Below are 25,040 nucleotides of genomic sequence, written 5' to 3' on the forward strand. Positions count from 1 at the left end.
ATGCGGCTCGAACGTGGCGAGGTGCAGCGGGACCTGGCACGGGCCGTGCGCTGCGAACTAGGTCCGCTGGCGGGTCCCGGCGGGCGGATGGAATCGGCCGAGGTCCACGCAACTCTCGCCGACCTCGACCTGTTCGCTCTGGAACTGCCGGACGCCGTTGGGGGTCTGGCGCTCGGTCTGGCCTGTGCCGTGCCGGTGTGCGAGGAGTTGGGCCGCTGGGCGGCACCCGACTCCTACCGGGCCCATGCGCTGCTCGCCGAACTCGCCCAGGCCGCCGAAGGCGAGCGGTCCGGCTCTCGCACGACCGCCCTGACCGACGTGCTCCCCCTCCTCGCCACCGGCAAGGTCTCCGCCGGCCTGGCCGCCGGCACCGGCCTCCTGGCGGCGCGGACCGCCGACGGCTGGGTGCTCGACGGCGACTGCGCACTGCCCGAGCCACCGCCGGACGTCGCGTTCCACGTCGTACCGGCCCGGACCGCCGACGGCACGGTGCTCGCAGCGGTGGCCGCCGACTCCTGCGGAGTGGTCTGCGCGGCCACTCGGCGCGAAGGCATCAGGCGGCTGTCGCTGCAGGGTGTCGTGGCGCAGGCCGTGTCGGCGCCCTTGCACCACGCCGACGGCGCGCCCGCGCCGCTGCTCGTGCGTGCCCGTGTCCGGCAGGCGGCCTATCTGCTGGGCCTGGCCTCCGGCGCGCACCGGCTCGCGGTCCAACGGGCGGCGAGTCGACGTCAGTTCGACCGTCCCCTCGGGGAGAACCAGGCCGTCGCCTTCCCGCTGGCCGAGCAGTTCGCTCACCTCGAGGCGGTGCGGCTGCTGGTGCACGAGGCGGCCTGGGACGCCGACGGCGGCCGGCCGGGGGCCGTCGGTGCCACCCAGTCGCTCGCCTATGCGGCGGAACTGGCCCTCCAGGTCACCGCGCACGCCGTGCACGTGCACGGCGCCGCCGGGATCAGCAACGACTTCGCGGTCCAAGGGCATTACCGGGTCGCAGCCGTCGAGGCGACCCGGTGGGGCGCCCCGGCCTCGCTCTGGCGCGAGGCGGGAGCGCTGCGCCTACGGTGACGGCGAGGTGGCCGACGGCGGCCCGGGCAACGCGAGACGGGTGCCCGGGCCGTCGCCGGACACCGCCTTCAGTGGATGGGCTGCCCCTCCGTCCGTGATCCACACCCGTGGCACCCCGCCGAGCAGCGCTTCACGGGCCGCCACCAGCTTGACGGTCATGCCGCCGGTCACCCACGGGGGCGCCGGTTCCCCCGCCTCGGGCAGCCGGTAGGTGTCCAGCACGCTGGCCGGATCCTCGGGGTCCGTGAGCACCCCCGGTGCCCCCGTGAGGAAGACGAGCGTGCGCGCCCGCAGCGCCACGGCGACGGCCGCCGCGGCCCGGTCGGCATTGGTGTTGACCGGTTCGCCGTCGTCGGCGATCGCCGGCGGCGACACCACCGGTACGACGCCCGCGGCGAGCAGGCCGAGCAGCAGCCGCTCGTTCACCTCGACGATACGGCCGCTGCGGTCGTCCCGGACGATGGTGAGGCGTCCGTCGACGACCGCCCGTATCGCCTTCTTGCGGCGTGCCCGCAGCAGCCCGGCGTCGAGTCCGGTCAGACCCACGGCACGGACGTCGTGCCGGTCGAGAGCGGCGACGAGCGCGGGCTTTAGCCGGCCGGCCAGAGCCAGGGTGAGCACGTCGAGGGTGGCCGCGTCGGTGTAACGGGTCACCACGCCGTCGGGTGCGGTGAGGTGGCGCAGCCGTACCCCGAGCTGCTCCGCGAGGCGGCTCATCTCGGCGGAGCCGCCGTGCACCAGGACCACGTCCCGGCCGGCCGCGGTCAGTTCGGCGACGTCCTCGCAGAGCCGGTCCACGTCGAGCGCACCGCTGCCCCCGCACTTGACCACCACGATGTCCCGCGTGCCGCCGGACGGGCCGGGCCTCACAGCGGATGCAGCCCGGGGAACTCCAGCCCCAGGCGCTCCGGCCAGCCCTGCCTGATGTTGAGGCACTGCACGGCGTTGCCGGCCGCCCCCTTCACCAGGTTGTCGAGCGCCGCGACGGCGATGACCTCACCGCGGTCGGCGTCCAGGGCGAAGCCCACGTCGCAGAAGTTTGACCCGCTGAGGATCTTCGGCTCGGGCAGCCGGTACAGCCCGCGCCGCTGGGCGACCACGCGGACGAACGGCTCCTCGCCGTAGCAGTCGCGGTAGACGCGCCGCAGGTCTGCCTCGCGGACCTCGGTCGTGAGGGCGGCCCGACACAGCACCTGTGCCCCGCGCACGGCCTCCACGCCGGTGGCGCTCATGCGTACGGTCAGGCCGGTCGCCTGCGCCACCTCCGCTTCGTGGCGGTGTCCCGTGGGCGCGAACACCCGCATGGCACCGCTGCGTTCGGAGTGCAGGTTCATCGGTCCGGCTCCGGAACCGGAACCGCTGGAGCCGATACGGCCGTCCACCGTCGCGGTGTCTTCGACCAGCCCCGCGGCCGCCAGCGGATACAGCGCCAGGACGGCGGCGTTCGCCATGCAGCCGGGCACGCTGATCCGGTCGGCTTCGGCGAGCTCCTTGCGATGCCGCTCGGGCCAGCCGGTGACGAAGTCCGGCAACAACTCCGGGGCGGTGTGCGGAGCACCGTAGTAGCGCTCGTACACCTGCGGGTCGCGCAGGCGGAAGTCGGCGCTGAGGTCGATCAGGTAACCGGCCCGGCCGGCCCAGTGCGCCACCATGCCCATGGTGTCGCGGTGCGGTGTCGCGAGGAACACCACATCGCAGTCCGGCGCGTCGTCGGGGGCCTTGAAGGTCAGGTCGGTCAGGCCGCGCAGATTGGGGTGCGCTCCGTCGACGCGCCGGCCCGCCAGGCTGCGCGAGACCGGCGCGACCAGCTCCATGCGGGGGTGGCCGAGCACGATCCGGCACAGCTCCCCTCCGATGTAGCCGCTCGCGCCGACGATGCTCGCCCGGATCATGCGGCCCCGCGTCTCATTCACCCCAGTCCTCTTCGACCTCGGGCGCGAGCGCCAGCAGGACCGGGTCGAGGCTGAGGATCTCCAGCTCGCTGCGGCAGTCCGCGCACTCGACGATCTCGTGCTGCCGGGATGCGGTGTCGAGCGTGACGTCGCTCTCGCAGCTCGGGCAGGTGGCTGTGGCCATGTCACCTTCTCCTAGTGTTGTGGTTGTCGGTCCGTGCGGGGTCGAGCAGGGTCAGTGCCTCCGCCACGATGTGGTCGACCGTGACACCGGCGTCCGCCAGCAGTTCCTGTTCGTTGCCGACGGTGTCGAGGTAGCGGTCCGCGACCCCCACCCGGCGCACCCGGCAGGGATGTTCGGTGCTCACCACCTCGCTCACGGCACCGCCGAGTCCGGCGACGACGACGTGGTCCTCGACGGTGACGATGCCTGCGGTCTCCTGTGCCGCGCGCAGCAGCGCGGACCGGTCGAGGGGCTTGACGGTGTGCATGTTCACCACCCGGGCGCCGATACCCCGCGCCGCGAGCTGCTCCCTTGCCCCGAGCGCGTAGTGGACCGGCAGGGGTCCGGTCGCGACCACGGTCAGGTCGTCGCCGTCCGCCAGTTGCACGGAGGTGCCGATACGGAAGTCGTACGGTTCGCGGTGGACCTGCGGGGTGGCGTTGCGGCCGAGCCGGATGTACACCGGGCCGGGATGGTGGGCGGCGGCCCGCACGGCGAGGGCCGTCTCGCCGGCGTCGGCCGGGACGAGGACGGTCAGGTGGGGCAGCGTCCGCAGGATGGCGAGGTCCTGGAGGGCGTGGTGCGAGGGGCCGTAGTGGCCGGCGGAGAGACCGCCGTGGGTGGCGACGATCCGCACGGGCAGGTTGTTGCCCGCCACGTCCAGTTTCAGCTGCTCGCACGCGCGGGTGGTGGCGAAGGTGCTCATCGTGTGGGCGAAGGGGATCAGCCCGGACGCCGCGAGCCCGGCGGACATGCCGAACAGGTTCGCCTCGGCTATGCCGACGTTGACGTACTGGCCGGGCAGTTCGGCCGCGAAGCCGTCCTCGAATCCTCCGGTGTCGGAGTCGACGCAGAAGATCCGCTCGTCGTTCCGGGCCAGTTCGAGGAGCGTACGGCGGTGGACGTCCCGGGCCGAGCACGTGTAGAGCTCCGCCCAGGCGTCCTGGACGGACTCCGGGCTCTCCTGGGCCGCCGTCACCCCTGGTTCCTTCGCCGGGCGCGCAGCCCCGCCAGCGCCCGCTCGTGCAGCCGCGGGGTGAGCCGTACGTAGTGGCTCTTCTTGCGGTCTTCGAAGATCGGCACTCCACGGCCTTTCGTGGTCCTGGCGATGACGACGGTGGGCCGGCCCGGCGCGGCCGGCAGCGCCCCGAACACGGACCGCAGGGCATCCAGATCGTGTCCGTCCGTCTCGACCACCGACCAGCCGAAGCTGCGCCAGCGGTCGGCGAGCGGCTCCAGGCCCACGGAATCCTCCGTACGGCCGCTGATCTGCCAGCCGTTGCGGTCGACCAGGGCGGTCAGGTTGTCCAGGCCGAGCTGGGCGGCGGCCATGATCGCTTCCCAGTTGGAGCCCTCCTGCAGCTCGCCGTCGCCGAGCAGGACGAACGCCCGGTTGCTCCGGCCCGTGCGGGCCGCGGCCAGGGCGACTCCGGCGGCGAGCGACAGACCGTGGCCCAGTGAGCCGGTGGGGAACTCCACGCCGGGCAGCCGGCGCAGCGGGTGTCCGGCCAGCCGGCTGTGCCGCTGTGCGTACGTACGGCACTCCTCGGGCGGGAAATAGCCATGCTCGGCGAGCACCGCGTACAGCGCGGCGGCGGCGTGGCCCTTGCTCAGCACGAACCAGTCCCGGTCGGCCCAGTCCGGCTCGTCCGGCCGCACCCGCAGCACCGCTCCGTAGAGCACCGTGAGCAGGTCGACGGCCGACAGGCTACCGCCGACGTGAGTGCCGTGTTCACTCGCGCCCATCGCCAGTACGGCCTCACGGGCCCGGTGGGCGCGGTCGGCCAGCTGCTCGGTACTGACGGCGAGGCGGGTCATGCCCGTACCCCCACCGCGTCGGCCTGCCGCCACAGCGGCTCGTACGTCATCGACCGGGCAGCGGGCAGCAGCAGGTCCAGCTGTCCCCACACCTTCTCGAAAGCGTCGGCGCAACGCTCCAGGAGCGGACCCGCGGCCGGGTTGAGGTGCCAGCGCTGGATCGTCACGGAGTCCTCGATCAGGGCCAGCGTGGCGGGGTGGTCGTCGGGTCGGTAGGGCCGGTCCTGCGGAAGGGAGGAGTGCAGCGCCGGCTGGGCGGGCAAGGGCAGCGACTGGTACGGCCGCACCGGCACGCCTTCCGCTCGCAGCGCGCGCTGCAGCAGGGTACGCACCGCTCCCGGAGCGATGTCCGGGCAGCCCATGGCGTGATGGTCGAAGCGCAACCGCAGCTGGAACCAGGCGTGGGTGCGGTCGTCCGGGCAGTGGGGGATCACGATCCCGTCGAGTTCCGCCAGCCGCCGCAGGAACCGGCGCACGTTGCGGTCACGCTGCTCGTGCCGCTCGGAAAGCCGGGCGAGCTGGCTGCGGGTGAACGCGGCCTGGATGCTGCTGAGTTTCTCGTTGCCGGCGATCACACGTGACAGGTAGGCGCGTTCGCCGCGACCCGTCAGGTCCTCGCCGAACTGCCGGTGCAGCACGACACGTTCGTACACTGCCTCGTCGTCGGTGGTGAGGAGACCGCCCTCTCCGCTCGTGGGCAGGTTCTTGGAGGCGTTGAGGCTGAACGCCGCCACGTCCCCGAGCGCCCCGGCCTGCCGTCCGCGGTAGGTCGCGCCGTGCGCCTGGGCCGCGTCCTCTATGAGGACCAGCCCGTGGCGGTCGGCCAGGGCGCGCAGTGCGTCCATGTCACAGGGCAGCCCGTGCAGGTGCACCGCGAGAATCGCCTGCGTGCGCGGCGTGATCGCGGCGGCCGCGGCGACGGGGTCGACGGTGTACGTGACGGGGTCGATGTCCACGAACACCGGGACCAGCCCGCGCAGCACGGGGGCCGATGCCGTGGCAATGAAGGAGAAGGCGGGCACGAGGACTTCGGCGCCCGGTTCCAGTTCCGAGGCGACGAGCGCGAGCTCGATGGCCGCGGTTCCTGACGACAGCGCGGCGCAGTGGCGTACGCCGACGTAGGACGCCCACTGCTGTTCGAGCAGCTGCACCTCGCCGCGTTCCACCGAGGTGAAGCGGCCGCTGTCGAGAACCCCCAGCACCGCCTCTCGTTCGGCGTCCGTGACGATCGGCCAGGCCGTTTCGGGAGAGGCGCCGGCCCCGGCCTCCACGGTACGGGGACCGCCAAACATCGCCAGCCGTGAGTCGGTCATCAGTTCCTCACCATTTGCTGTACCAGGTAGTCCACGTAACGGCTGGCCAGGTTCACATCGAGGGCCTCGGCGGCGCCGCGGAACTGAGGTGTGTGGTTGACCTCGTTGACCAGGAGCCGGCCGTCGCGGTCCTCCAGGACGTCGACTCCGTAGGCTCCGGGCCCGATCGCGGCCGCGGTGGCCGTCACGAGGCTCTCGAGCTCCGGGGTGAGCGGACACGGCAGAGTGCGTGCGTCGCGGGCGGTGTTGGTGCGCCAGGAATCGGAGACGCGGTAGACGGCGCCGATCACCTCGGTGCCGAAGACGAGTGCTCTGATGTCCCGTCCGGGCTTGTCCACGTACTCCTGCACGTAGGTGATCCGCTGGTGCGGGTCGGGCAGTGCCTCGCGCAGTTCGAGGACCGCGTCGGCGGCGTCCCGGTCCGTCAGCCGCGCCACCTGCCGGCCCCATGATCCTGTCAGGGGCTTGACGACCGCCGGGTAGCCGAAGTCCTCGAGAGCATCGACGGCCGCCTGCGGGGTGGCGGTGACCAGGCAACGCGGGACGGGCAGTCCGGCGGCCTGGAGGGTGAGTGTGGTGAGCAGCTTGTCGCCGCACAGGGCGATCGCCGCAGCGCTGTTGACCACCGTCACGCCCGCGTGCTCGAGGACGCGGGCCACCGTGAGATTCCGGTGATGCGACACCTCCCGGGCGAGCGCCACCGACCAGGGCGCCTTCGGCCGGTCCAGGCGGAACACCGCCGTGCGCGGATCGAGCACGTGGTAAGGGACGCGGCGCCGGTCGAGTTCGTCGAGGATGCGCTTCTCCTCCACGGCGATCCGGGACGCGATCACGGCCAGGCGCGGCGGAAGGTCGCGCACGACGTCCTCCGCGGAGCGTACGCCGTCGTCCCGGGTCACAGGGCCTTCTCCTGCTCGGCACCGGCAGCGGCGCGCTGCGCCGGCCCACGGACGGTCAGCCCGTCGGCCAGCTCCTGGACGGCCGTGGTCAGCACGTCGATCGCGGTCAGGTATTCGGCCAGGTCCAGGTGTTCCTCGTCCGTGTGGTCCAGACGGGAGTCGCCGGGGCCGTAGGCGGCGATGGGCACGTTCCACCCCGGGCCGACGACGTTCATGTCGGAGGTGCCGAGTTTGACCTTGGCGGTCGGCACCCCGGCATGCTGCCGGATCCCGGCCCGCAGCGCGGCCACCACCGGGTCGGTGCGCTGCGAACGGACCGCCGGGAGGCTCTCGGCGACGGTGAGCCGGTCGGGGCCGGCCAGTTCGCGCAGCCAGTCCAGGAATCCGTCCCGGTCGAAGCCGACCGGTACCCGGCAGGAGATCTCCAGCCTGGCGCGCCGCAGGTCGCCGTGGAGCGCGACCAGCGCGGGGATCGCACGGTCGAAGGCGGGTTGCGCACCGCCGTCCACCGCGAGCCGCCGGCGTACCCTCTCCCAGTACTCGGCCGCGACCTCCACCGCTCTCGGCCCGGGTGAGCTGGTGTGCGAGCCGGGGCGGGAGATGTCGACCGCGCAGCGCACGATGCCCTTGTAACCGAGCACCACGGTGCCCACGCCGCTCGGCTCGCCGATGACTACCGCGTCCGGCCGTATCGCGCTGCGCAGATGGTGTGCGCCGGGCGAGGAGCCCTCCTCACCTACGGCACCGACCACCATGATGCGGGCGTCGCAAAGCGCCGAGGCGCGCAGTGCCGCCCAGACCATGGTCGCGAGCGGGCCCTTGGCGTCCACCGTGCCGCGGCCGTACAGCTTGCCGTCGCGTTCGTGGACGGGCAGGTCACCGGGCACCGTGTCGAGGTGGCCGAGAAGCAGGATCAGCGGCCGGTCGTGGCTGCCCAGCACGCCGACGGCGTTGCCGGCGACGTCACGGTGGGCACGGAAGCCCAGCGCGGCCATGTCGTCGACCAGTTGCCGGGCGAGCCGGTCCTCGTGGCCGGTGACCGACGCGGTTTCCACCATGCGCCGCAGCAGTGCCGTCTCGTCGAGTCCGCCCACGTCTCAGACCCGCACCGTGAGCGTACCGGGCCCCTGGAGGGTGCAGGCGGGCGTGTCATGTGGACACCCGAGTCTCAGCGGTGTCCGCTGTCCGTGGCCGCGCCGGCAGGGTATGCGCCCTGCAGCGACCGGCCGATACCACACCGGACGGTCGTTCATTGGATTCTTCCCCCGTGTTGTCTGCACCCGGTTTCAGCACCTACGCATGCCCCGAGCCCCCGTCTGCCGTGACGCTAAATGGGGACCACCGAATCGGTCAAGGCGTGATCGCCTGTGCCAATTTCTGATCAACTCCTTTGAGATTGGCGGAATTTAATCGGTGATCGCCGTGGGTTGAAAATGGCCGACAAACGCCTTGCGATCGATCGCATACGGTCATGGCGACGCCCCTCTGCCGTTAGGCCCCAGACATGCGGATCTCCCTCTCTCCGACATGGACGAACCCGTGGCCCGCCTGCTCGTGGCGGAGCTGCGGCGGCGCGGTCACGAGGTTCGCGAGCACGGCGCGTTGCGGCCCGGGGCCGATGCGCAGTGGGCGGCCTGCTCGGAGGCCGCGGCCCGGGACGTGGCCGAGGGCGCGTCCGACCAGGCGGTCGTGTGCTGCTGGACCGGCACGGGCGCCGCCATCGCCGCCAACAAGATCCCGGGCGTACGGGCGGTGCTGTGCGCCGACGCCCGCACGGCGGACGGCGCGCGCCGCCGGAACGACGCCGACGTCCTCGCGCTGAGCCTGCGGCTCACCTACGAGCCGGGCCTCAAGGCGCCTTGAGGGGCGTTAGTCATCACCGTCGACTCCCGGTGCTGGTTCCGTGCTGGCTTCCGTGGCCAGAATTGCAGAAAACCGCAGGTCCTAGCTCCGAGCGGACGAGTTGTCGTACCACTCGATGGTGGTGCCGATGAGGCTGGCGGCGACGATTCTGGGGAGGCTGGCGGGGGGTGGGGGAGCGGTGGTTCCGGAGGCCATGTGCGCCACTTCCTCGTGTGCGGTGGGGACGGGTACGTGTCGGCACACGGTAGGAAGATGCAGGTCAGGAGCACATGTGGTGGAGCAACATAGTTCGGTGGTCGGCTATGCGCGCAGCCACCATGCCGGCCTGAGGAAAGGCGGTTCAGGGGCTCGAAAGTGGTGGAAACGAGCGCCGTCCGGGACGCGTAGTTCGGGGTGATTTGAGGGAGCGGTGCGGGCTCCCGTGCTGGTTTGGTGCCGACTACGCTGCGTTGAACTCGGACATCTGGGGTTGATCGACTCAGAGGAGTCGCGTGGTGGGTGACCGGACCAAGAGGCCGGGTTTCGGACGGGAGATCCCCGCACTGGTCCTGACCCCGGACGATCTGCAGCGCATGATCGATTCCGGTCTGGACACCGCACCCGCCAACGTGGACGCCGCGTACGCGGCCAGCACACTGATCTGGGCGCGACAGACCTACGAAGGCCGCTTCGACTACTCCGCGGTCACCACGAGCACGGTCGAGGACCTTCTCGGCCGAGAGCCCATCCACCTCGGCTCATGGGCCACCACACACCGTCAGGAACTGCTCGACCAGCTCCCCTGACAGCCACGGCACAGCTCGTGCGACGCGGGCGTCGTTGTGGCCCCCATTACCGCGCGGCGGGCTTCTTCGGCCGCTTACGGTGCGCGGGCCAGTCGCGTGGCCGATCAGCGAAGGTGAAGACCGGCCAGCAGCCCGGCGAGTGCCGGCCGCCGTCTCGGCCAGCACCCCGACCACTCGCGCGAGCTGTCCCGAACACCACGATGTCGAGCTGCTCTACGGTCTGCGCGCCGCCGCAGCACATCATGTAGATCACCAACGTCAGGTGCGGCACAGGGGAACTCAGGGAAATACGGCAGAACCGCCGCCGGCTCAGCGAGTCCGCGACCTCCCGGCACAGCACTGGTAGCGAGCGTGAGATACAGCAGTCGCAGCAGTGTCTCGACCGGCACCGGAAGTCGGCCCAGCCGCTCGGCGAACACAGCCCGCCACGGGGCGATGCACCGCTCGTCGTCCAAGAACCGACCATGGCCAGGTGCGCGGGGTGCGGGACACCCGGAGGGAGATGCCCGGCTGATGCCGTCGGACAGCTTGCCGCTGATGTCGCGGTACAGATCCTCGGAGACTTCCGAGTCGCTGCTCCCGCCGTACGTGAAGGTGACCTTCGCGCGACGGGGCGGTTCCAGTGGAGCATCAGCCGCGTCCACCGAGCATGATCTTCCACACTCGGGTTGCCACCTGGAGGCTGAGCCGGTCCTCTACGTTCGCGAGGTCGTTGCCGCTGATGTCGCGGATGCGCTGAAGCCGATAGCGCAGCGTGCTGCGGTGGATCGCGAGGGATGAGGCGGTCTCGTCGTAGTTGCCGCCGCAGTCGAAGTACCGGGACAGGGTCTCCACCATGGCCGCTTGGTGCCGGGAGTCGTAGTCGATGAGCTGCCCGAGCCACTCGTCGACGAACGTCTCCAGTGCCCGGTAATCGTTGCCAGGTCCCAGGATGCGGTAGAGGCCGAGCTCGTCGAAGAACGTCGTGCCGTAGCGCTCGCGGGAGTGGCGGCGCACTTCGAGGGCGCGCTGCGCCTCCTGGTAGCGGTGGGGGATGTCGTCCAGGGAGTCGGAAGGGGCGCTCACCCCGATCGTCCCCGACCGTGTCCCGGTCTCCCGGGCGAGCGCCTCGTACAGCGCGCGGGCGTGCGGCCTGTCGTCGGCTACCAGGACCACGTGGTCGGAACGTCGGGTCAGCAGCGAACGCATGCCCACGGCAGCGGCCGCCCGGCCCACGGTCTGCGCGAAGGAATCGTCCGCGGTCCGATTCGACCACTGCACCACGACGACGTAGTGGCTGCGGTGCAGGTCGTGTCCGACTGCCTCGGACCGGGCGTAGGCGCTCGCCTCGTCCGTCCCCGCCAGGAGGTCGTCGACCAGCTCGCGGTGCAGCCTCAGCTCCACTTCGGCCAGATTACGCAGGTGCGCCAGTTCCAGGGCGAGTGACGTGGCGGCGTGTTCCAGCGCGAGCACGGTGTGCTCGTCGGCCTCGCCCCGGGCATCGACCAGCGCCAGCACGCCCAGGATCTCGCCCTGCGGGCGGACCAGGGTGATCAGCCGGTCCTTTATCCGCACCGGTCCGACCTCCCGGGCGACGGCGTGCAGCATTTCGTCCTGGCGCACGGGGTCCGGTTCCGGATAGGGGTCGGGGCGGCTGGGGCCGGTCCAGGACCTCAGCCGACCGAAGCGGTCCTCGACCAGCGCGGGGAGCCCGGTGAGCCCATTCAGTGCGCGGGTGACGGCTTCCTCGCTGCCGCCCGAGGTAGCGACGTCGGCCATGAGCGCGTGAACGGCCCGCTGGTACCCCAGCTCAGCCGCGACGGAGATCAGTTGCCGCTGGAGGGCTGTGCGTTCCTCCCTCAGCCGGTGCAGCTCCAGCGTGTCCTCGCGTTCTCGGCCGTGTGCGAAGGCGACGGACAGAGCAGCGGCGGTGTGCCGGACGAGCGTGGCAAGCAGGGATCGCTCGGCCTCGGTGGGCCGGGAGCGGGACGTCACCACGAGGTAACCGTGGAGTGTCCCACGTCCACGCAGCCCCAGGGCCCGGCCCCAGGGCCTGCCGGGTACGGTCACAGGGCCGTCCTGTCCGGCCAGCTCCCGCACCCTCCGGTCCACGGCCGAGGCATGGATCTGCCCGTTCCTCGGGCTGGGTACCAGGTCGCCGTCCGCCGTGAGGTATCCGGCCTCGGCGCGGTATGGCCCTGCGGCGGCTACGTGGTCCATGGCCAGGCGCAGGATCTCGCCCTCGTCCGGGGTGTCGAACAGGGCGCGGCAGAGCACCATCAGTTCGCGCAGGGCATGGTCGGCCGGGGCTGGAGCGGGTGGGCGGGGCCCTCTCCGCGTGGCAATGGGGTGTCGCCCGGCGTCGCCCCGCGGAAGGCTGCCCTCCCGGTCGGAGCGGCGCCGGTACAGGTCGTGCACCCAGCTGCCGGCCATGGGATCACTCCGTATCTCCCGAGCCCTCAGGGAGGCGAGCGGTGTCCCGGGTACCCCGCTCGCGGCCGGCTCATCCGAGATGTTCGGATTCTTCCTCTCGTACTCGTGGGGCGACCGGGCCCGTACTTTTCTGACTCGCCAGGCGCAGGCGTGGAGCCACTCGGCTCGCCACCCTGGGGAGTGTTCGAGACCCTCCGTGCGCACCGGCAGGAAAGGGCGGCGAGCGGTGCGTTCCCCGGTGTCCTGACGGGCGCGCTGCAGACCACCGGCGGAGTCCCACCCGTACCTGAACGAACGTGATCCGGAGAGTCGGCGCAGGCTGCCGGACCGGGAGGAGTCCCTCATGGCCAAGGCAGTGGGCATCGACCTGGGCACCACCAACTCGGTGATCGCCGTGTGGGAGGGCGGCGAGCCGTCCGTCGTGCCCAACAGCGAGGGCAACCGCACGACCCCGTCCGTGGTGGCCTTCACCGACACCGGCGAGCGCCTGGTGGGCCAGCTGGCCCGGCGCCAGGCGATCCTCAACCCGAAGGGCACCATCTATTCGGCCAAGCGGTTCATCGGCCGGCACTTCGACGAGATCTCCGACGAGGCCAGAGCGGTGACGTACGACGTCGTCGAGGGCGACGGCGGGGCGGCCCGCTTCAAGGTGCGCGACAAGCTGTACGCGCCTGAGGAGATCAGCGCACAGGTGCTGCGCAAACTCGCCGCCGACGCCTCCAAGCAGCTGGGGGAACGGGTCACGGAGGCGGTCATCACGGTACCCGCCTACTTCAACGACGCTCAGCGCACCGCCACCAAGGACGCCGGACGGATCGCGGGACTGGAGGTGCTGCGGATCATCAACGAGCCGACGGCGGCCGCCCTCGCGTACGGCATGGACAAGAAGCAGCACGAGACCGTCCTCGTCTTCGACCTGGGTGGCGGCACCTTCGACGTGAGCATCCTCGACGTCGGCGACGGCGTGGTGGAGGTGCGCTCCACCGCCGGCGACAGCCACCTGGGCGGTGACGACTTCGACCGCCGCCTGGTCGACTACCTCGCGGACGACTTCCAGAAGGAGAACGGCATCGATCTGCGCAACGACCCGCAGGCACTGCAACGACTGTTCGAGGCGGCGGAGAAAGCCAAGACCGAGCTGAGTTCGGTGACGCAGACGCAGGTCAGCCTGCCGTTCATCACCGCCGACGCTGCCGGCCCCAAGCACCTCACCGACTCGATCATGCGGTCCACGTTCGAGCAGATCACCGGCGACCTGGTGGAGCGTTGCCTGGGACCGGTCCAGCAGGCGATGGCCGACGCCAAGGTCGGCGAGAGCGACATCGACGAGGTCATCCTCGTAGGCGGCTCCACCCGTATCCCGGCGGTCCAGGCCCTGGTCCGCCGGCTGACCGGCGGCAAGGAACCCAACATGAGCGTCAACCCCGACGAGGTCGTGGCCCTGGGCGCCGCGATCCAGGCCGGGGTGCTCAAGGGCGAGGTCAAGGACGTCCTGCTGCTCGACGTCACCCCGCTGTCGCTGGGCGTGGAGACGCGCGGCGGAGTGATGACGAAGATCATCGAGCGGAACACCACCATCCCGGTGCGCCGCAGCGAGACCTTCTCCACCGCCGAGGACAACCAGCCGGCCGTCGATGTGGTGGTCCTCCAGGGCGAGCGCGAGCTGGCCGCCGACAACCGGGTGCTCGGCCGGTTCCAGCTCACCGACATCCGGCCGGCGCCGCGGGGCGAACCACAGATCGAGGTCACCTTCGACATCGACGCCAACGGCATCCTCAACGTCAGGGCCCGTGACAAGGACACCGGCAAGGAACAGGGCATCACCATCAGCGAGAGCTCCAACCTCGACCGCAGCGAGGTCGAACGCATGGTCCAGGAGGCCGAGCGCAACCAGGGCCAGGACCAGGCACTCCGCGAGGCCGTCGACGCACGCAACGAGCTGGACGCCGTCGCGTACCAGGTCGAGAAACGCCTCGCAGAACTGGGCGACGCGGCGCCCGCGCACGAGAAGGCACGCGCCGAGATGCTCGTGTCCGACGCCCGGGCGGCGGTCAAGGAAGAGGCGGGCGTGGAGCGTGTACGGCCCCTGACCTCCGAACTCCAGCAGGTGCTCGCCGGGCTGGTGGCCCATCAGGGCGCCGCCGCCACGGGCGGCCCCGGCCAGGACACCGCCACCGGTGGTCCCACGAGCGGCGGTGGCGGTGGCGGTGACGACGATGTCATCGACGCCGAGTTCGACAAGGACTGAGGCGCGCCATGCCCAGCCACCCCCAGGAATCCGACCGGGCCGCGTCGGATCCGGTCGAACCGGTCCCGGAAGGCGCCGTACGCCCTCCTCGCGGGGACCTGCCGCAACCGGGTCCGCCGTCCCGGCCGCAAGCGGCGGACGACGAACCGGGACCCGACGCCGCCGGTCCCGCGCCTGCCGAGGACGAGTACACGACCGCGCTCCAGGAACTGGAGGACCGCTGGCGGCGCGCGCTCGCCGACCTCGACAACCTGCGCAAGCGCCACGCCAGGGAACTGGAGCGGGAACGGACGGTCGAGCGTTCCCGTACGGCCGCCGCCTTCCTACCCGTCCTCGACAACCTCGAACTCGCCCTGACCCATGCCGGCGCCGAACCCGACGCGATCGTGGAGGGCGTTCGGGCGGTCCGCGACCAGGCGGTGAACGTCCTCGAACTGCTCGGCTACCCGCGGCATGCGGAGACCGGCGTCGCCTTCGACCCGGCCCGACACGAGGTGGTCGGCGTCGTCCAGGACCCCGACGCCCCACCGGGCACCGTCGTCGAGGTGCTGCGCCCGGGCTACGGGGACGGCGAACGGCAGCTCAGGCCCGCCGCCGTGACGGTCGCGAAGCGGGAGTGACCGGTCATGGCACGGGACTTCTACGAGGTGCTGGGCGTGTCGCGGACCGCGAGCCAGGACGAGATCCAGCAGGCATATCGCAAGCTCGCCCGCAAGTACCACCCCGACGTCAACAAGGACCCGGATGCGGAGGAACGCTTCAAGGACCTCAACGAGGCGTACAGCGTCCTGTCGGACCCGAAGACCCGGGCCCGTTACGACCGCTTCGGCGAGGACTTCCGCCAGATCCCCGAGGACTTCGACGAACGGGTCGCGGCCGGAGCGGGCGGCGGCTTCCGCGCTCGGAGGACCGCGGGCGCGGGCGGCCCCCGTGGCCGGTACACCACCGGCTTCGGCGACGGTTTCGGAGCGGAGGGCATCGACATCGAGGACCTGTTCGGTTCCATGTTCCGGGGCGGCGCCACCCCGGGCGGTGTCCCCGGAGCGGACCAGGAGGCCGAACTGCCGCTCACCGTCGAGGAGGCGTACCGAGGTGGCCGTCGCACCGTCACGCTCGCCGGTCCCACCGGGCAGCCGCGGCGGTACGAGGTCGACGTGCCGCCGGGCGTCACCGACGGGCAGCGCATCCGGCTGGCGGGCGAGGGCGGCCGGGGCAGTGGCGAGGCCCCCGCGGGCGACCTGTACCTGCGGGTGTGTGTCCAGCCCCACCCCCGGTTCCGGTTGGACGGCCGCGACGTGCACGTCCAGGTTCCGGTCGCCCCCTGGGAGGCGGCCCTGGGTGCGACCGTGCCGGTGCCCACCCCCGGCGGTGGTACGGCCAAGGTCACGGTGCCCGCGGGCTCGTCCAGCGGCCGGCGGCTGCGGCTGCGCGGCGAGGGCATGCCGAACCCGCGCGGCGCGAACGGCGACCTGTACGCCGAGCTCCGCGTCATGGTGCCGCCCACCCTCAGCGACCGAGAACGCGAACTGTTCGAGGAGCTCGCCGCCACCTCCTCGTTCGACCCCAGGAGGACGCGATGAACGACCGACCCGCGGGAGCGGCAGGCACCGGCCGGGCCGACGTGGGCGCCCGTCCGGTACGCACGGGCGCCGACGTCACCGCCTCGACGGCCGTCCGGTACGCGCTCGTGCCCGTCCCCAGGCTCTCCCTGGCCGGCGTGGCCCGTCGCTCGGGCCTCCACCCCGATCTGATCCGCCGGTTCGTCGCCCTCGGCCTGGTCGACGCCGAACGCGACACCGCGGGACAGCTGGTGTTCGACCCCACGGCCCCGGCGGTTCTCGCCCGCATCCAGCGGCTGCGCTCCGGACTCTGCCTCAACTACGCATCCATCGGCCTGGTGCTCGACCTGCTCGATCGCATCAGCCTGCTCGAAGCCGCCCTGCGAGGCCGCGGCACGAGGAGTGAAACACCCCCATGGACATGAACCGTCTCACCCAGAAGTCCCAGGAAGCCCTCCAGGAGGCCCAGACCGCGGCCGTCCGCATGGGGCAGACCGAGGTCGACGGGGAACACCTGCTGCTCGCACTTCTCGATCAGGAGGACGGTCTGATCCCGCGGTTGCTGCAACAGGCGGGCACCGAGCCCAAGGAAGTGCGCGCGGCCGTGCGCGAGGAACTCTCCCGCCGCCCGAAGGTCACCGGCCCCGGCGCGGCCCCCGGCCAGGTCTTCGTCACTCAGCGCCTGTCCCGCCTGCTCGATGCCGCCGAACGGGAGGCCAAACGCCTCAAGGACGAGTACGTGTCCGTGGAGCACCTCCTGCTCGCCCTGGCCGAGGAGGGCTCGGCGACCGCCGCCGGACGGCTGCTCAAGGAGCACGGGGTGACCCGGGAGTCGTTCCTGAGCGCGCTCACCCAGGTCCGCGGCAACCAGCGCGTCACCTCCGCCAACCCCGAAGTGGCCTACGAGGCCCTGGAGAAGTACGGCCGCGACCTGGTCCTCGAGGCCCGGTCCGGGCGGCTGGACCCCGTCATCGGCCGTGATGCGGAGATCCGCCGCGTCACCCAGATCCTCAGCCGGAAGACCAAGAACAACCCCGTCCTCATCGGTGACCCCGGCGTCGGCAAGACCGCCATCGTCGAGGGTCTCGCCCAGCGCATCGTCCGCGGCGACGTGCCCGAAGGACTCCGCGACAAGGTCGTGTTCGCCCTCGACATGGGCTCCCTGGTCGCCGGCGCCAAGTACCGCGGTGAGTTCGAGGAACGCCTCAAGGCCGTGCTCAGCGAGGTCAAGGCGGCACAGGGGCGCATCCTGCTCTTCGTCGACGAACTGCACACCGTCGTAGGGGCGGGCGCCGCCGAAGGGGCCATGGACGCGGGCAACATGCTCAAGCCGATGCTCGCCCGCGGCGAACTCCACATGATCGGCGCGACCACCCTCGACGAGTACCGTAAGCACATCGAGAAGGACGCCGCCCTCGAACGCCGCTTCCAGCAGGTCCTGGTCGACGAGCCGAGCGTGGAGGACACCATCTCCATCCTGCGCGGACTGCGCGAACGCCTGGAGGTCTTCCACGGCGTGAAGATCCAGGACACCGCGCTGGTCTCCGCGGCCACCCTCAGCCACCGCTACATCACCGACCGGTTCCTGCCCGACAAGGCCATCGACCTCGTCGACGAGGCGTGCGCCCGGCTGCGTACCGAGATCGACTCGATGCCCGCCGAACTCGACGAGATCACCCGCCGCGTCACCCGCCTGGAGATCGAGGAGGCGGCCCTGTCCAAGGAGACCGACCCCGCCAGCAGAACCCGCCTGGAGGAACTGCGCAGGGAACTGGCAGACCTGCGCGGCGAGGCCGACGCCAAACACGCCCAGTGGGAGGCCGAACGGCAGGCGATCCGCCGCGTGCAGGAACTGCGCCAGGAACTGGAGCAGGTCCGCCACGATGCGGAGGAGGCCGAACGCGCCTACGACCTCAACCGCGCCGCCGAACTCCGCTACGGCCGCCTCCGGGACCTGGAGCGCCGACTCGCCGCGGAGGAGGAGCAACTGGCCGCCAAACAAGGGCAGGACCGGCTGCTGCGCGAGGTCGTCACCGAGGAGGAGATCGCCGAGATCGTCGCCGCCTGGACCGGCGTCCCCGTCGCCCGCCTCCAGGAGGGCGAACGCGAGAAGCTGCTGCGCCTCGACGAGATCCTGCGCGAGCGCGTCATCGGCCAGGACGAGGCCGTCAAGCTCGTCGCCGACGCCATCATCCGCGCCCGCTCCGGCATCCGCGACCCACGCCGCCCCATCGGCTCGTTCGTCTTCCTCGGCCCCACCGGCGTCGGGAAGACCGAGCTGGCCAAGACCCTCGCCCGGGCCCTGTTCGACTCCGAGGAGAACATGGTCCGCCTCGACATGAGTGAGTACCAGGAGCGGCACACCGTCAGCCGGCTCATGGGCGCACCGCCCGGATACGTCGGCTACGAGGAAGGCGGCCAGCTCACCGAGGCCGTACGCCGCAAGCCGTACTCGGTCGTGCTGTTCGACGAGGTCGAGAAGGCGCACACCGATGTCTTCAACACCCTGCTGCAGGTCCTCGACGACGGCCGCATCACCGACTCCCAGGGCCGCACGGTCGACTTCCGCAACACCGTGATCATCATGACGTCCAACATCGGCTCCGAGTACCTCCTCGACGGCGCCACCGCCGAGGGTGAGATCAAGCCGGACGCCCGCACCCTGGTGATGGGCGAGCTGCGCGGGCACTTCCGCCCGGAGTTCCTCAACCGCGTCGATGACATCGTGCTGTTCAAGCCGCTCGGTGAGCGGCAGATCGAGCGGATCGTGGAGCTGCAGTTCGACGAGCTGCGACAGCGGCTCGCCGAACGCCGCATCACCGTCGAACTCACAGAGGCAGCCCGGGAGTTGATCGCCCACCAGGGCTACGACCCGGTGTACGGGGCCCGGCCGCTGCGGCGTTACATCTCCCACGAGGTCGAGACACTGGTCGGGCGCGCCCTGCTGCGCGGCGACGTCCAGGACGGCGCGACGGTCCGCGTCGACGCCGAGCACGGAGAGCTGGTGGTGACCTACGACCAGCAGGCGGGGGCCCGGGAGGTGAGGGCGGCGTGAACACCACCCGGACGACGACGGTGACCTGCCCGAACTGCGGGCGCGCCAACCGGATTCCCGTGGCCGCAGAGGGACGCCCCACATGCGGCCACTGCAAGCAGTTCCTGCCCTGGATCGTCGACGCGGGCGACGACGACTTCGCCGAGGTCGTCGAGCAGGCCACTGTGCCCGTCGTCGTCGACCTCTGGGCCACCTGGTGCGGCCCCTGCCGCATGGTCAGCCCCGCCCTGGAACAGGTCGCCCGCGACCTCGCCGGGCGGATCAAGCTCGTCAAGGTCGACGTCGACAAGAACCCACGGCTCAGCCGGCGGTTCGAGGTGCAGGCGGTGCCGAGCCTGCTCGTCCTGGACCGGGGCGAGACGGTCGCCCGGCAGGCCGGCGCGGCACCCGCACACGTCCTGCGCTCGTGGGTCGAGCAGGCGATGGCGGGCCGGCAGACCACTGCGGGAGGGTGAACACGATGGACCGGCCACCGCGGGAGCCGCACGAAACCGCAGCCCCGACATCGACCGGTGCCGCCCTCGCGCAGCGGTTCCAGGTCATGGCCGGCTGAGCAGTCCCGTCCACGGAGGGAGAACCCTCATGGCCACGATTCCCGACCCGCACCTGGCGATGGTGCGCCCAGTGACGCCGCGTACCCCGGAGGGCTGCGAGGAGTGCCTCAGGGAGCATTCCCCGTGGGTGCACCTGCGGCTCTGCCTCTCCTGCGGGCACGTCGGCTGCTGCGACTCCTCGCCCCTCAAGCACGCCAGGCGGCACGCGGGCAGCGTCGGTCACCCCGTCGTGCAGTCCTTCCAGCCGGGAGAGGACTGGCGCTGGTGCTACGTCCACGAGGCCCTGGTCTGATGAGCACGGCCGAGCACAAGCATGGTGCGGCCCGCGAGACACCGGACCGGTACGGGGCGTTCCCGCGCCTGACACCGGAACAGCTCGAGGACCTGGCAGCGCACGGTGAGCGCCGCAGGACCGCCGAGGACGAGGTGCTGTACCGCGAGGGCGAGCCGTTCCGGGAGTTCCTGGCGATCCTCAGCGGGACCGTCGAGATCCTCCAGGATTACGGCGGCCCCGAGGAGCGCACGGTGGCGGTGCACGGCCCCGGCAGGTTCCTGGGTGAACTCGGGCTGCTGGAGGGCGAGGCGGCGTTCGACACCGCCGTGGTGCGCGAGGCGGGCGAGATCCTGGCCGTACCGGTGGAGCGGCAACGCGCCCTGGTGGGCCGCGACCCCGTCCTTGGCGACCTCATCCTCCGCGCTTACCTGGGCCGCCGGTATCTGCTCATCGGCCTCGGCGCCGGCTTCCGGATCCTGGGGTCCTGCTATTCACCGGACACGCTGCGGCTGCGTGAGTTCGCCGCCCGCAACCGGCTGCCCCACCGCTGGTTGGATCTGGAGAAGGACAAGGAGGCCGAGGCGCTGCTGCGCCGGTTCTCCATCCGTCCCGAGGAGACTCCGGTGGTCCTCTGGAAGGGCGAGCGGGTGCTGCGCAATCCGAGCAACGCCGAACTCGCCCGGCTCATCGGGCTGCCCGCCCCCTCGCCGGAGGCCGGGCGGTGCGACGTGATGGTGGTCGGTGCGGGCCCCGCGGGACTCGCCGCCGCCGTGTACGGTGCCTCCGACGGCCTCACCACGGTCACCGTCGACGCCGTGGCCACCGGAGGCCAGGCCGGAACCTCGTCTCGCATCGAGAACTACCTTGGCTTCCCGTCGGGCATCTCCGGGGGCGAGCTCATCGAACGCGCGGTGCTCCAGGCCCACAAGTTCGGTGCTCGCCTCACGGTGCCGGCCCAGGTCAGCGGGCTCACCCCGCAGGACGACGAGTACGTGGTCACCTTCACGGACGGGTCCCGGGCGCGGGCGGCCGCCGTGGTGCTCGCCTCGGGCGTGTGGTACCGCAGGCTCGAGGTGCCCGGCATCGACCGTCTGGAGGGCATCAGCGTCTACTACGCGGCGACGGTACATGAGGCCAGTCTCTGCCAGGCGGATCCGGTCGCCGTGGTCGGCGGTGGGAACTCCGCCGGGCAGGCGGCGCTGTTCCTCGCGAACCACGCGTCCAGGGTCCACCTCCTCGTCCGGGGCGGCGACCTCAACGCGGACATGTCGCGCTACCTGGTGGACCAGGTGGAACGGCACCCGAAGATCGAGGTACTGCTCCACACCGAAGTCCGGGGCGTCTCCGGGGAGGAGAAGCTGGAGTCGCTGACCGTGGAGGACAACGCAAGCGGTCAGCGCCGCGAGCTGCGGGCCGCGGCGCTGTTCGTGTTCATCGGGGCCCGGCCGCGCACGGATTGGCTCAGGGGCGTGCTGGCCCTGGACGAGAAGGGCTTCGTCCTCACCGGCGCCGACGCCCAGGCGGCGGCCGACGCGACCCGGTGGGACTCGCTCGGCCGTGGTCCGTTGCTGCTGGAGACCACCCTTCCCGGGGTCTTCGCCGCCGGCGACGTCAGGAGCGGCTCGGTCAAACGGGTGGCCTCGGCGGCCGGTGAGGGTGCCATGGCGATCCGCCTCGTGCACGAGCACCGGGAAAGGGCGGGCAACCTGGTCCGCACCGCGGGCCCTGAGGGGCCTCGGCCGGTGGCGGGCCAGTCCGTGTCCTGGCGTTGACCCTCCCTCTGAAGGACCCCGTAGGCGGCCCGACCCCCACACGGTCGTCCTCCCAGCGGGCGCCCAGCACACCGCCGACGGTTCCCCTGGACGGGATGGACCGGGCGGGGGAGAGGTAGTACCCGGGCTGGTGCCCGACGTCGAGCCGTTGCTCCCGGGCTGGACACCGAAGCGAGGTGGCCGGTGGCGCTGCGTGCGGTGCGGTGCGGTGCGGGCCGGGGTGGCGCAGCGGGTGTTCGCGGTGGCGCACGTGGCTGTGACCCGGTGGTGGGAGCAGGCCCTGTACCGGGAGGACGAGGAGATCTGGCCGTACCGCCTGCACCTGCCGGCGGGGGCCAGCGTGTCACGTGGCGCCGACGCTACCTCGGGGGCCATCCTGTGGGCACTTGCGATCGCGGGGGCAGCCGACGGGAAGGGTCCAGTCATGCCGGTGTCGTCGCAGGGCGTTACGGTCGTGGCTCTCCTGGCGGATCCGGACGCGCCGACGGAGATCGCGCAGCGCATGGCCCGGACACTTCCTGACCGGCTCGCCGAGAAGTCGGGTCAGGGGCGACGGTTCGACGTCGAGGTGGTCAGTGAGCCCTTCACGTCAGGGACGGAGGACCCGCCCACCTTGATGCGACGGATGATGGACCGCGCAAGTGCGGAGAACTGGGACATCGTCGTGGCCCTCACCGACCTTCCGCTGCACTCACACGGGCGCAAGCTCGTTGTGGATCTGAGTCACGAACACGGCTTGGCGCTGCTGTCCCTTCCTCCGCTGGGGGGCCTGCGGCTGCAGACAAGGGCCCTGCGGGCCGTGGAAGAAGCCGTGCTCAGCTTGGCGGCGCCGCGGGCCACCGGCACTGGCGAAGCTCCGCGAAGTCAGCCGCTGCTGGGCCCTTTCGTCGGTCGTCTCGCGCCCATCCATCCGGGCCCGGTCGGTGAGGAGGAGACCGCTGATCTTCGGTACGTCGTCAGCGGGCCGCGCGGTTACCTGAGGGTGCTCGCCGGTATGGTCCGCGCCAACCGGCCGTGGCGGTTGGTGCCGGGTCTGTCGAAAGCCCTGGCGGCCGCACTCGCCACGGGAGCCGTCGCCACCGTGAACTCCACCATCTGGAGCCTGTCCGAGGCCCTGAGCACGCCGCGCCTCGTGATCGCCATGGTCGGGTCCGTCGGGCTCATGATCGGCTGGCTGATCGTGGACGCGAACCTGTGGCATCGATCAACAGACGCCTCGCCGGAGGAGAGTAAGAGGACGAGCCTCTACAACGCCTCGACGGTCATGACCGTGGGTATCGGGGTGCTCGTCTGCTACGTGGGTCTGATGGTCATCAGCTTGGTGTGGGCGCTGTTCATCCTCAACGACCGGGTGTTCGCCTCCATGACACGAACCCCGCTGCACGGCACGGAGTACTGGACGTTGGCCTGGTTCGTCGCTTCGGTCGCCACGGTGGGCGGCGCGCTGGGATCGGGCTTGGAGAGCGACGAGGCGATCCGGGCAGCCGCTTACTCCAAGCGTGAACAGGAACGTCGCCACATGCTCCAAGACGACGACGGTGACTAGCCGGTGACCTGAGTCGGAGATTCGTCGGTTGGTGGTCGTCCAGGTACGAAGATTCCCCTGATCGATCGGTGTGTGGTCGTTTCGCGTCGGGGGCCGACGGGGACCCGGACGGCACGCCGCCGGAGCGCCGAAGCCCGCCTGGCGGGCCGACGGCGGCACGGTTCCACCTGAATCGGGTGGACGGCCCGCAGAGGCGTGCCGGAGCCGTGGACCCCGTCGCACCAACTCACGGGAGTCGGGCTCTTTGCGCCGTCTCCATCACCGCCGTGCCGCGGTTATGCCGCGACACGGAAGGAAGTGATCATGAAAGCAGCGGTATATGAAGGCCCGCGAACGGTCACGGTGAAGGACGTACCGGACGCGAAGATCGAACACCCCTGCGACATCATCGTCAAGATCACCACCACTAAAATCTGCGGTTCGGACCTGCACATGTACGAGGGCCGCACCTCGTTCGAGTCCGGCCGCACCCTGGGACACGAGAACATGGGCCAGGTCGTGGAGGTCGGTTCGGCCGTCCGCAAGGTCCAGGTCGGCGAGTATGTGGTCCTGCCCTTCAACATCGCGTGCGGCTTCTGCAAGCAGTGCGAGCGGGGTCTGACCAACTACTGCCTGACCATGCAGCCGGAACCGGCCCTCGCCGGAGCCGCCTACGGGTTCGCCGACATGGGCCCCTACCAGGGCGGCCAGGCGGAACTGCTGCGCGTGCCCTACGGCGACTTCAACGCGCTGCGTCTGGGTGAGGACGCCGCCGACCGGCAGACCGACTACGTGATGCTCGCCGACATCTTCCCCACCGGCTATCACGCCACCGAGATGGCCCACGTCAAACCGGGCGACCAGACGATCGTCCTCGGGGCCGGTCCCGTCGGGCTGATGGCGGCCTACTCCGCCCTCCTCAAGGGCGCCGGCCGGGTCTGGGTGGCCGACCACCAGTCCGACCGGCTGCGCAAGGCGGAGGAGATCGGTGCCATCGCGATCAACACCGCCGAGCAGAAGCCGGCGGAGGTCGTCAAGGAGGCCACCCTCGGTCTGGGCGCCGACAACGGCTGTGAGTGTGTCGGCTACCAGGCACACGACCCCGAGGGACACGAGGACGCCAGCCTCACGCTCAACGGACTGATCGACTCGGTCAGGTTCACGGGCGACATCGGCGTGGTGGGCGTGTTCCTGCCCGAGGACCCCGGCGGCGCGGAGGCCCAGGGGGAGCTGGAGGCGCACGGCAGGGTCCCGATCGACTTCGGCATGATGTGGTTCAAGGGCCAGCACATGGGCACCGGGCAGGCGCCGGTGAAGAAGTACAACCGGGCGCTGCGGGACCTGATCGCCGGCGGGAAGGCAAAGCCGAGCTTCGTCGTCTCCCACGAACTCAGCCTGGACGAGGCCCCCACCGCCTACGAGCACTTCGACGCCCGTGACGAGGGCTGGACCAAGGTGGTCCTGCATCCCGACGGACACGGCAACGGCCACAAGCGGTGACGTGCGGCGGACGCCTCCCCGGACTTCCGCCATGGTCGATAGCGGCGTCCGGGATGCGGCCCGCGCCGTGCTTGAGCTCCCCGGTAGTCGCGGTCGATCCGCCGGCGCCTCTCCGCCCACCGCACCAGGTAGGCGATCGGCGTGATGGAGGGCAGGTTGGTCATCCGGTGGCCGGTCGGCTCGTCGGCTGCTGCGGGCCGTTCGAGCGGCGGTGTCCGCAGTGGCAGCACCCCGTCCCAGCTGCTGCGGCCGCAAGCCTGGTCCCGAACCGCCGTATTCGGGCTGG

General features: G+C 71.1%; 21 protein-coding genes and 2 pseudogenes. 13 read left to right on the top strand and 10 right to left on the bottom strand.

All coding sequences use genetic code 11. The features are described 5' to 3' along the window. Entirely contained in the window at positions 1-1,062 is a 1,062-nt protein-coding gene (locus AC07C1_RS01195) for an acyl-CoA dehydrogenase family protein (RefSeq protein WP_478936087.1), read from the top strand. Here AC07C1_RS01195 and AC07C1_RS01200 read toward each other — a convergent pair. From AC07C1_RS01200 to AC07C1_RS01235, 8 genes are read right to left on the bottom strand one after another with little or no spacing between them, the layout of a single operon-like run. Next, positions 1,054-1,896, bottom strand: a complete 843-nt coding sequence (locus tag AC07C1_RS01200; RefSeq protein ID WP_478936088.1) for a [LysW]-aminoadipate kinase — start codon at positions 1,894-1,896, stop codon at positions 1,054-1,056. The genes AC07C1_RS01195 and AC07C1_RS01200 overlap by 9 nt on opposite strands. A gap of 32 nt (positions 1,897-1,928) precedes the next feature. Further along, entirely contained in the window at positions 1,929-2,954 is a 1,026-nt protein-coding gene (argC, locus tag AC07C1_RS01205) for an N-acetyl-gamma-glutamyl-phosphate reductase (RefSeq protein WP_478936090.1), read from the bottom strand. Positions 2,955-2,967: 13 nt separating this feature from the next. Continuing rightward, on the bottom strand, positions 2,968-3,138 hold the full coding sequence (gene lysW / locus AC07C1_RS01210; protein WP_478936091.1) for a lysine biosynthesis protein LysW: 171 nt from the start codon (positions 3,136-3,138) through the stop codon (positions 2,968-2,970). Position 3,139: 1 nt separating this feature from the next. Continuing rightward, complete coding sequence (locus AC07C1_RS01215) at positions 3,140-4,156, bottom strand: transketolase family protein (RefSeq protein WP_478936092.1); 1,017 nt, start codon at positions 4,154-4,156, stop codon at positions 3,140-3,142. Then, positions 4,153-4,995: a transketolase gene (locus AC07C1_RS01220; protein ID WP_478936093.1), complete on the bottom strand. Its 843-nt coding sequence runs from the start codon at positions 4,993-4,995 to the stop codon at positions 4,153-4,155. Before AC07C1_RS01220 ends, AC07C1_RS01215 begins: the two co-directional genes overlap by 4 nt. Continuing rightward, complete coding sequence (locus AC07C1_RS01225; protein WP_478936094.1) at positions 4,992-6,308, bottom strand: DegT/DnrJ/EryC1/StrS family aminotransferase; 1,317 nt, start codon at positions 6,306-6,308, stop codon at positions 4,992-4,994. Before AC07C1_RS01225 ends, AC07C1_RS01220 begins: the two co-directional genes overlap by 4 nt. Next, positions 6,308-7,207 carry a lysine biosynthesis protein LysX gene (gene lysX, locus AC07C1_RS01230; protein WP_478936096.1) on the bottom strand — a complete coding sequence of 300 codons (900 nt, stop codon included), beginning with the start codon at positions 7,205-7,207 and terminating at the stop codon, positions 6,308-6,310. The genes AC07C1_RS01225 and lysX overlap by 1 nt, the downstream gene beginning before the upstream one ends. Then, complete coding sequence (locus tag AC07C1_RS01235; RefSeq protein WP_478936097.1) at positions 7,204-8,301, bottom strand: M20/M25/M40 family metallo-hydrolase; 1,098 nt, start codon at positions 8,299-8,301, stop codon at positions 7,204-7,206. Before AC07C1_RS01235 ends, lysX begins: the two co-directional genes overlap by 4 nt. Positions 8,302-8,711: 410 nt before the next feature. Between AC07C1_RS01235 and AC07C1_RS01240 the strand changes: the two are divergent. Both AC07C1_RS01240 and AC07C1_RS01245 read left to right on the top strand, forming a co-directional pair. After that, positions 8,712-9,061, top strand: a pseudogene (locus AC07C1_RS01240) (RpiB/LacA/LacB family sugar-phosphate isomerase); the annotation flags it as partial. A gap of 503 nt (positions 9,062-9,564) precedes the next feature. Beyond that, positions 9,565-9,855: a hypothetical protein gene (locus AC07C1_RS01245; protein ID WP_478936099.1), complete on the top strand. Its 291-nt coding sequence runs from the start codon at positions 9,565-9,567 to the stop codon at positions 9,853-9,855. A 187-nt stretch (positions 9,856-10,042) separates the two neighbouring features. Here AC07C1_RS01245 and AC07C1_RS01250 read toward each other — a convergent pair. Both AC07C1_RS01250 and AC07C1_RS01255 read right to left on the bottom strand, forming a co-directional pair. Then, a pseudogene (locus tag AC07C1_RS01250) lies at positions 10,043-10,313 on the bottom strand (transposase); the annotation flags it as partial. 172 nt (positions 10,314-10,485) lie between these two features. Continuing rightward, positions 10,486-12,267 (bottom strand): PucR family transcriptional regulator, encoded by a 1,782-nt coding sequence (locus AC07C1_RS01255; protein ID WP_478936101.1) that lies wholly within the window; start codon positions 12,265-12,267, stop codon positions 10,486-10,488. A gap of 343 nt (positions 12,268-12,610) precedes the next feature. Here AC07C1_RS01255 and dnaK point away from each other — a divergent pair, with 343 nt between their 5' ends. From dnaK to AC07C1_RS01305, 10 genes are all read left to right on the top strand, one after another. Next, entirely contained in the window at positions 12,611-14,515 is a 1,905-nt protein-coding gene (gene dnaK / locus AC07C1_RS01260; protein ID WP_478936103.1) for a molecular chaperone DnaK, read from the top strand. Positions 14,516-14,523: 8 nt separating this feature from the next. Next, positions 14,524-15,135 (top strand): nucleotide exchange factor GrpE, encoded by a 612-nt coding sequence (locus AC07C1_RS01265; protein ID WP_478936104.1) that lies wholly within the window; start codon positions 14,524-14,526, stop codon positions 15,133-15,135. 6 nt (positions 15,136-15,141) lie between these two features. Next, positions 15,142-16,095: a DnaJ C-terminal domain-containing protein gene (locus AC07C1_RS01270; RefSeq protein ID WP_478936106.1), complete on the top strand. Its 954-nt coding sequence runs from the start codon at positions 15,142-15,144 to the stop codon at positions 16,093-16,095. Further along, positions 16,092-16,499: a chaperone modulator CbpM gene (locus AC07C1_RS01275; RefSeq protein WP_478936107.1), complete on the top strand. Its 408-nt coding sequence runs from the start codon at positions 16,092-16,094 to the stop codon at positions 16,497-16,499. The genes AC07C1_RS01270 and AC07C1_RS01275 overlap by 4 nt, the downstream gene beginning before the upstream one ends. Then, positions 16,490-19,129 (top strand): ATP-dependent chaperone ClpB, encoded by a 2,640-nt coding sequence (clpB, locus tag AC07C1_RS01280; RefSeq protein ID WP_478936108.1) that lies wholly within the window; start codon positions 16,490-16,492, stop codon positions 19,127-19,129. The genes AC07C1_RS01275 and clpB overlap by 10 nt, the downstream gene beginning before the upstream one ends. Next, complete coding sequence (trxA, locus tag AC07C1_RS01285) at positions 19,126-19,584, top strand: thioredoxin (RefSeq protein WP_478936109.1); 459 nt, start codon at positions 19,126-19,128, stop codon at positions 19,582-19,584. Before clpB ends, trxA begins: the two co-directional genes overlap by 4 nt. Before the next feature lie 127 nt (positions 19,585-19,711). Continuing rightward, a complete protein-coding gene (locus tag AC07C1_RS01290) occupies positions 19,712-19,975 on the top strand; it encodes a UBP-type zinc finger domain-containing protein (protein WP_478936111.1) in 264 nt (87 codons plus the stop codon). Then, complete coding sequence (locus AC07C1_RS01295; protein ID WP_478936112.1) at positions 19,975-21,729, top strand: FAD-dependent oxidoreductase; 1,755 nt, start codon at positions 19,975-19,977, stop codon at positions 21,727-21,729. The genes AC07C1_RS01290 and AC07C1_RS01295 overlap by 1 nt, the downstream gene beginning before the upstream one ends. A 424-nt stretch (positions 21,730-22,153) precedes the next feature. Then, the gene (locus AC07C1_RS01300; RefSeq protein WP_478936563.1) at positions 22,154-23,275 is read left to right on the top strand and encodes a hypothetical protein; all 1,122 of its coding nucleotides are present in this window, start codon (positions 22,154-22,156) and stop codon (positions 23,273-23,275) included. A gap of 303 nt (positions 23,276-23,578) precedes the next feature. Further along, on the top strand, positions 23,579-24,754 hold the full coding sequence (locus AC07C1_RS01305; RefSeq protein WP_478936113.1) for a glutathione-independent formaldehyde dehydrogenase: 1,176 nt from the start codon (positions 23,579-23,581) through the stop codon (positions 24,752-24,754). Positions 24,755-25,040 lie beyond the last annotated feature (286 nt).

It is taken from the genome of Streptomyces sp. NPDC045022, from assembly GCF_056432605.1.

Bases quoted from the DNA above. Each gene is read 5' to 3' on its own strand.
- AC07C1_RS01270 (WP_478936106.1), top strand. From the start codon at position 15,142: ATGGCACGGGACTTCTACGAGGTGCTGGGCGTGTCGCGGACCGCGAGC.
- clpB (WP_478936108.1), top strand. From the start codon at position 16,490: ATGGACATGAACCGTCTCACCCAGAAGTCCCAGGAAGCCCTCCAGGAG.
- AC07C1_RS01305 (WP_478936113.1), top strand. From the start codon at position 23,579: ATGAAAGCAGCGGTATATGAAGGCCCGCGAACGGTCACGGTGAAGGAC.
- AC07C1_RS01275 (WP_478936107.1), top strand. From the start codon at position 16,092: ATGAACGACCGACCCGCGGGAGCGGCAGGCACCGGCCGGGCCGACGTG.
- AC07C1_RS01300 (WP_478936563.1), top strand. From the start codon at position 22,154: ATGCCGGTGTCGTCGCAGGGCGTTACGGTCGTGGCTCTCCTGGCGGAT.
- AC07C1_RS01225 (WP_478936094.1), bottom strand. From the start codon at position 6,308: ATGACCGACTCACGGCTGGCGATGTTTGGCGGTCCCCGTACCGTGGAG.
- AC07C1_RS01295 (WP_478936112.1), top strand. From the start codon at position 19,975: ATGAGCACGGCCGAGCACAAGCATGGTGCGGCCCGCGAGACACCGGAC.
- AC07C1_RS01265 (WP_478936104.1), top strand. From the start codon at position 14,524: ATGCCCAGCCACCCCCAGGAATCCGACCGGGCCGCGTCGGATCCGGTC.
- AC07C1_RS01195 (WP_478936087.1), top strand. From the start codon at position 1: ATGCGGCTCGAACGTGGCGAGGTGCAGCGGGACCTGGCACGGGCCGTG.
- AC07C1_RS01290 (WP_478936111.1), top strand. From the start codon at position 19,712: ATGGCCACGATTCCCGACCCGCACCTGGCGATGGTGCGCCCAGTGACG.
- dnaK (WP_478936103.1), top strand. From the start codon at position 12,611: ATGGCCAAGGCAGTGGGCATCGACCTGGGCACCACCAACTCGGTGATC.
- AC07C1_RS01220 (WP_478936093.1), bottom strand. From the start codon at position 4,995: ATGACCCGCCTCGCCGTCAGTACCGAGCAGCTGGCCGACCGCGCCCAC.
- AC07C1_RS01255 (WP_478936101.1), bottom strand. From the start codon at position 12,267: ATGGCCGGCAGCTGGGTGCACGACCTGTACCGGCGCCGCTCCGACCGG.
- lysW (WP_478936091.1), bottom strand. From the start codon at position 3,138: ATGGCCACAGCCACCTGCCCGAGCTGCGAGAGCGACGTCACGCTCGAC.
- argC (WP_478936090.1), bottom strand. From the start codon at position 2,954: ATGATCCGGGCGAGCATCGTCGGCGCGAGCGGCTACATCGGAGGGGAG.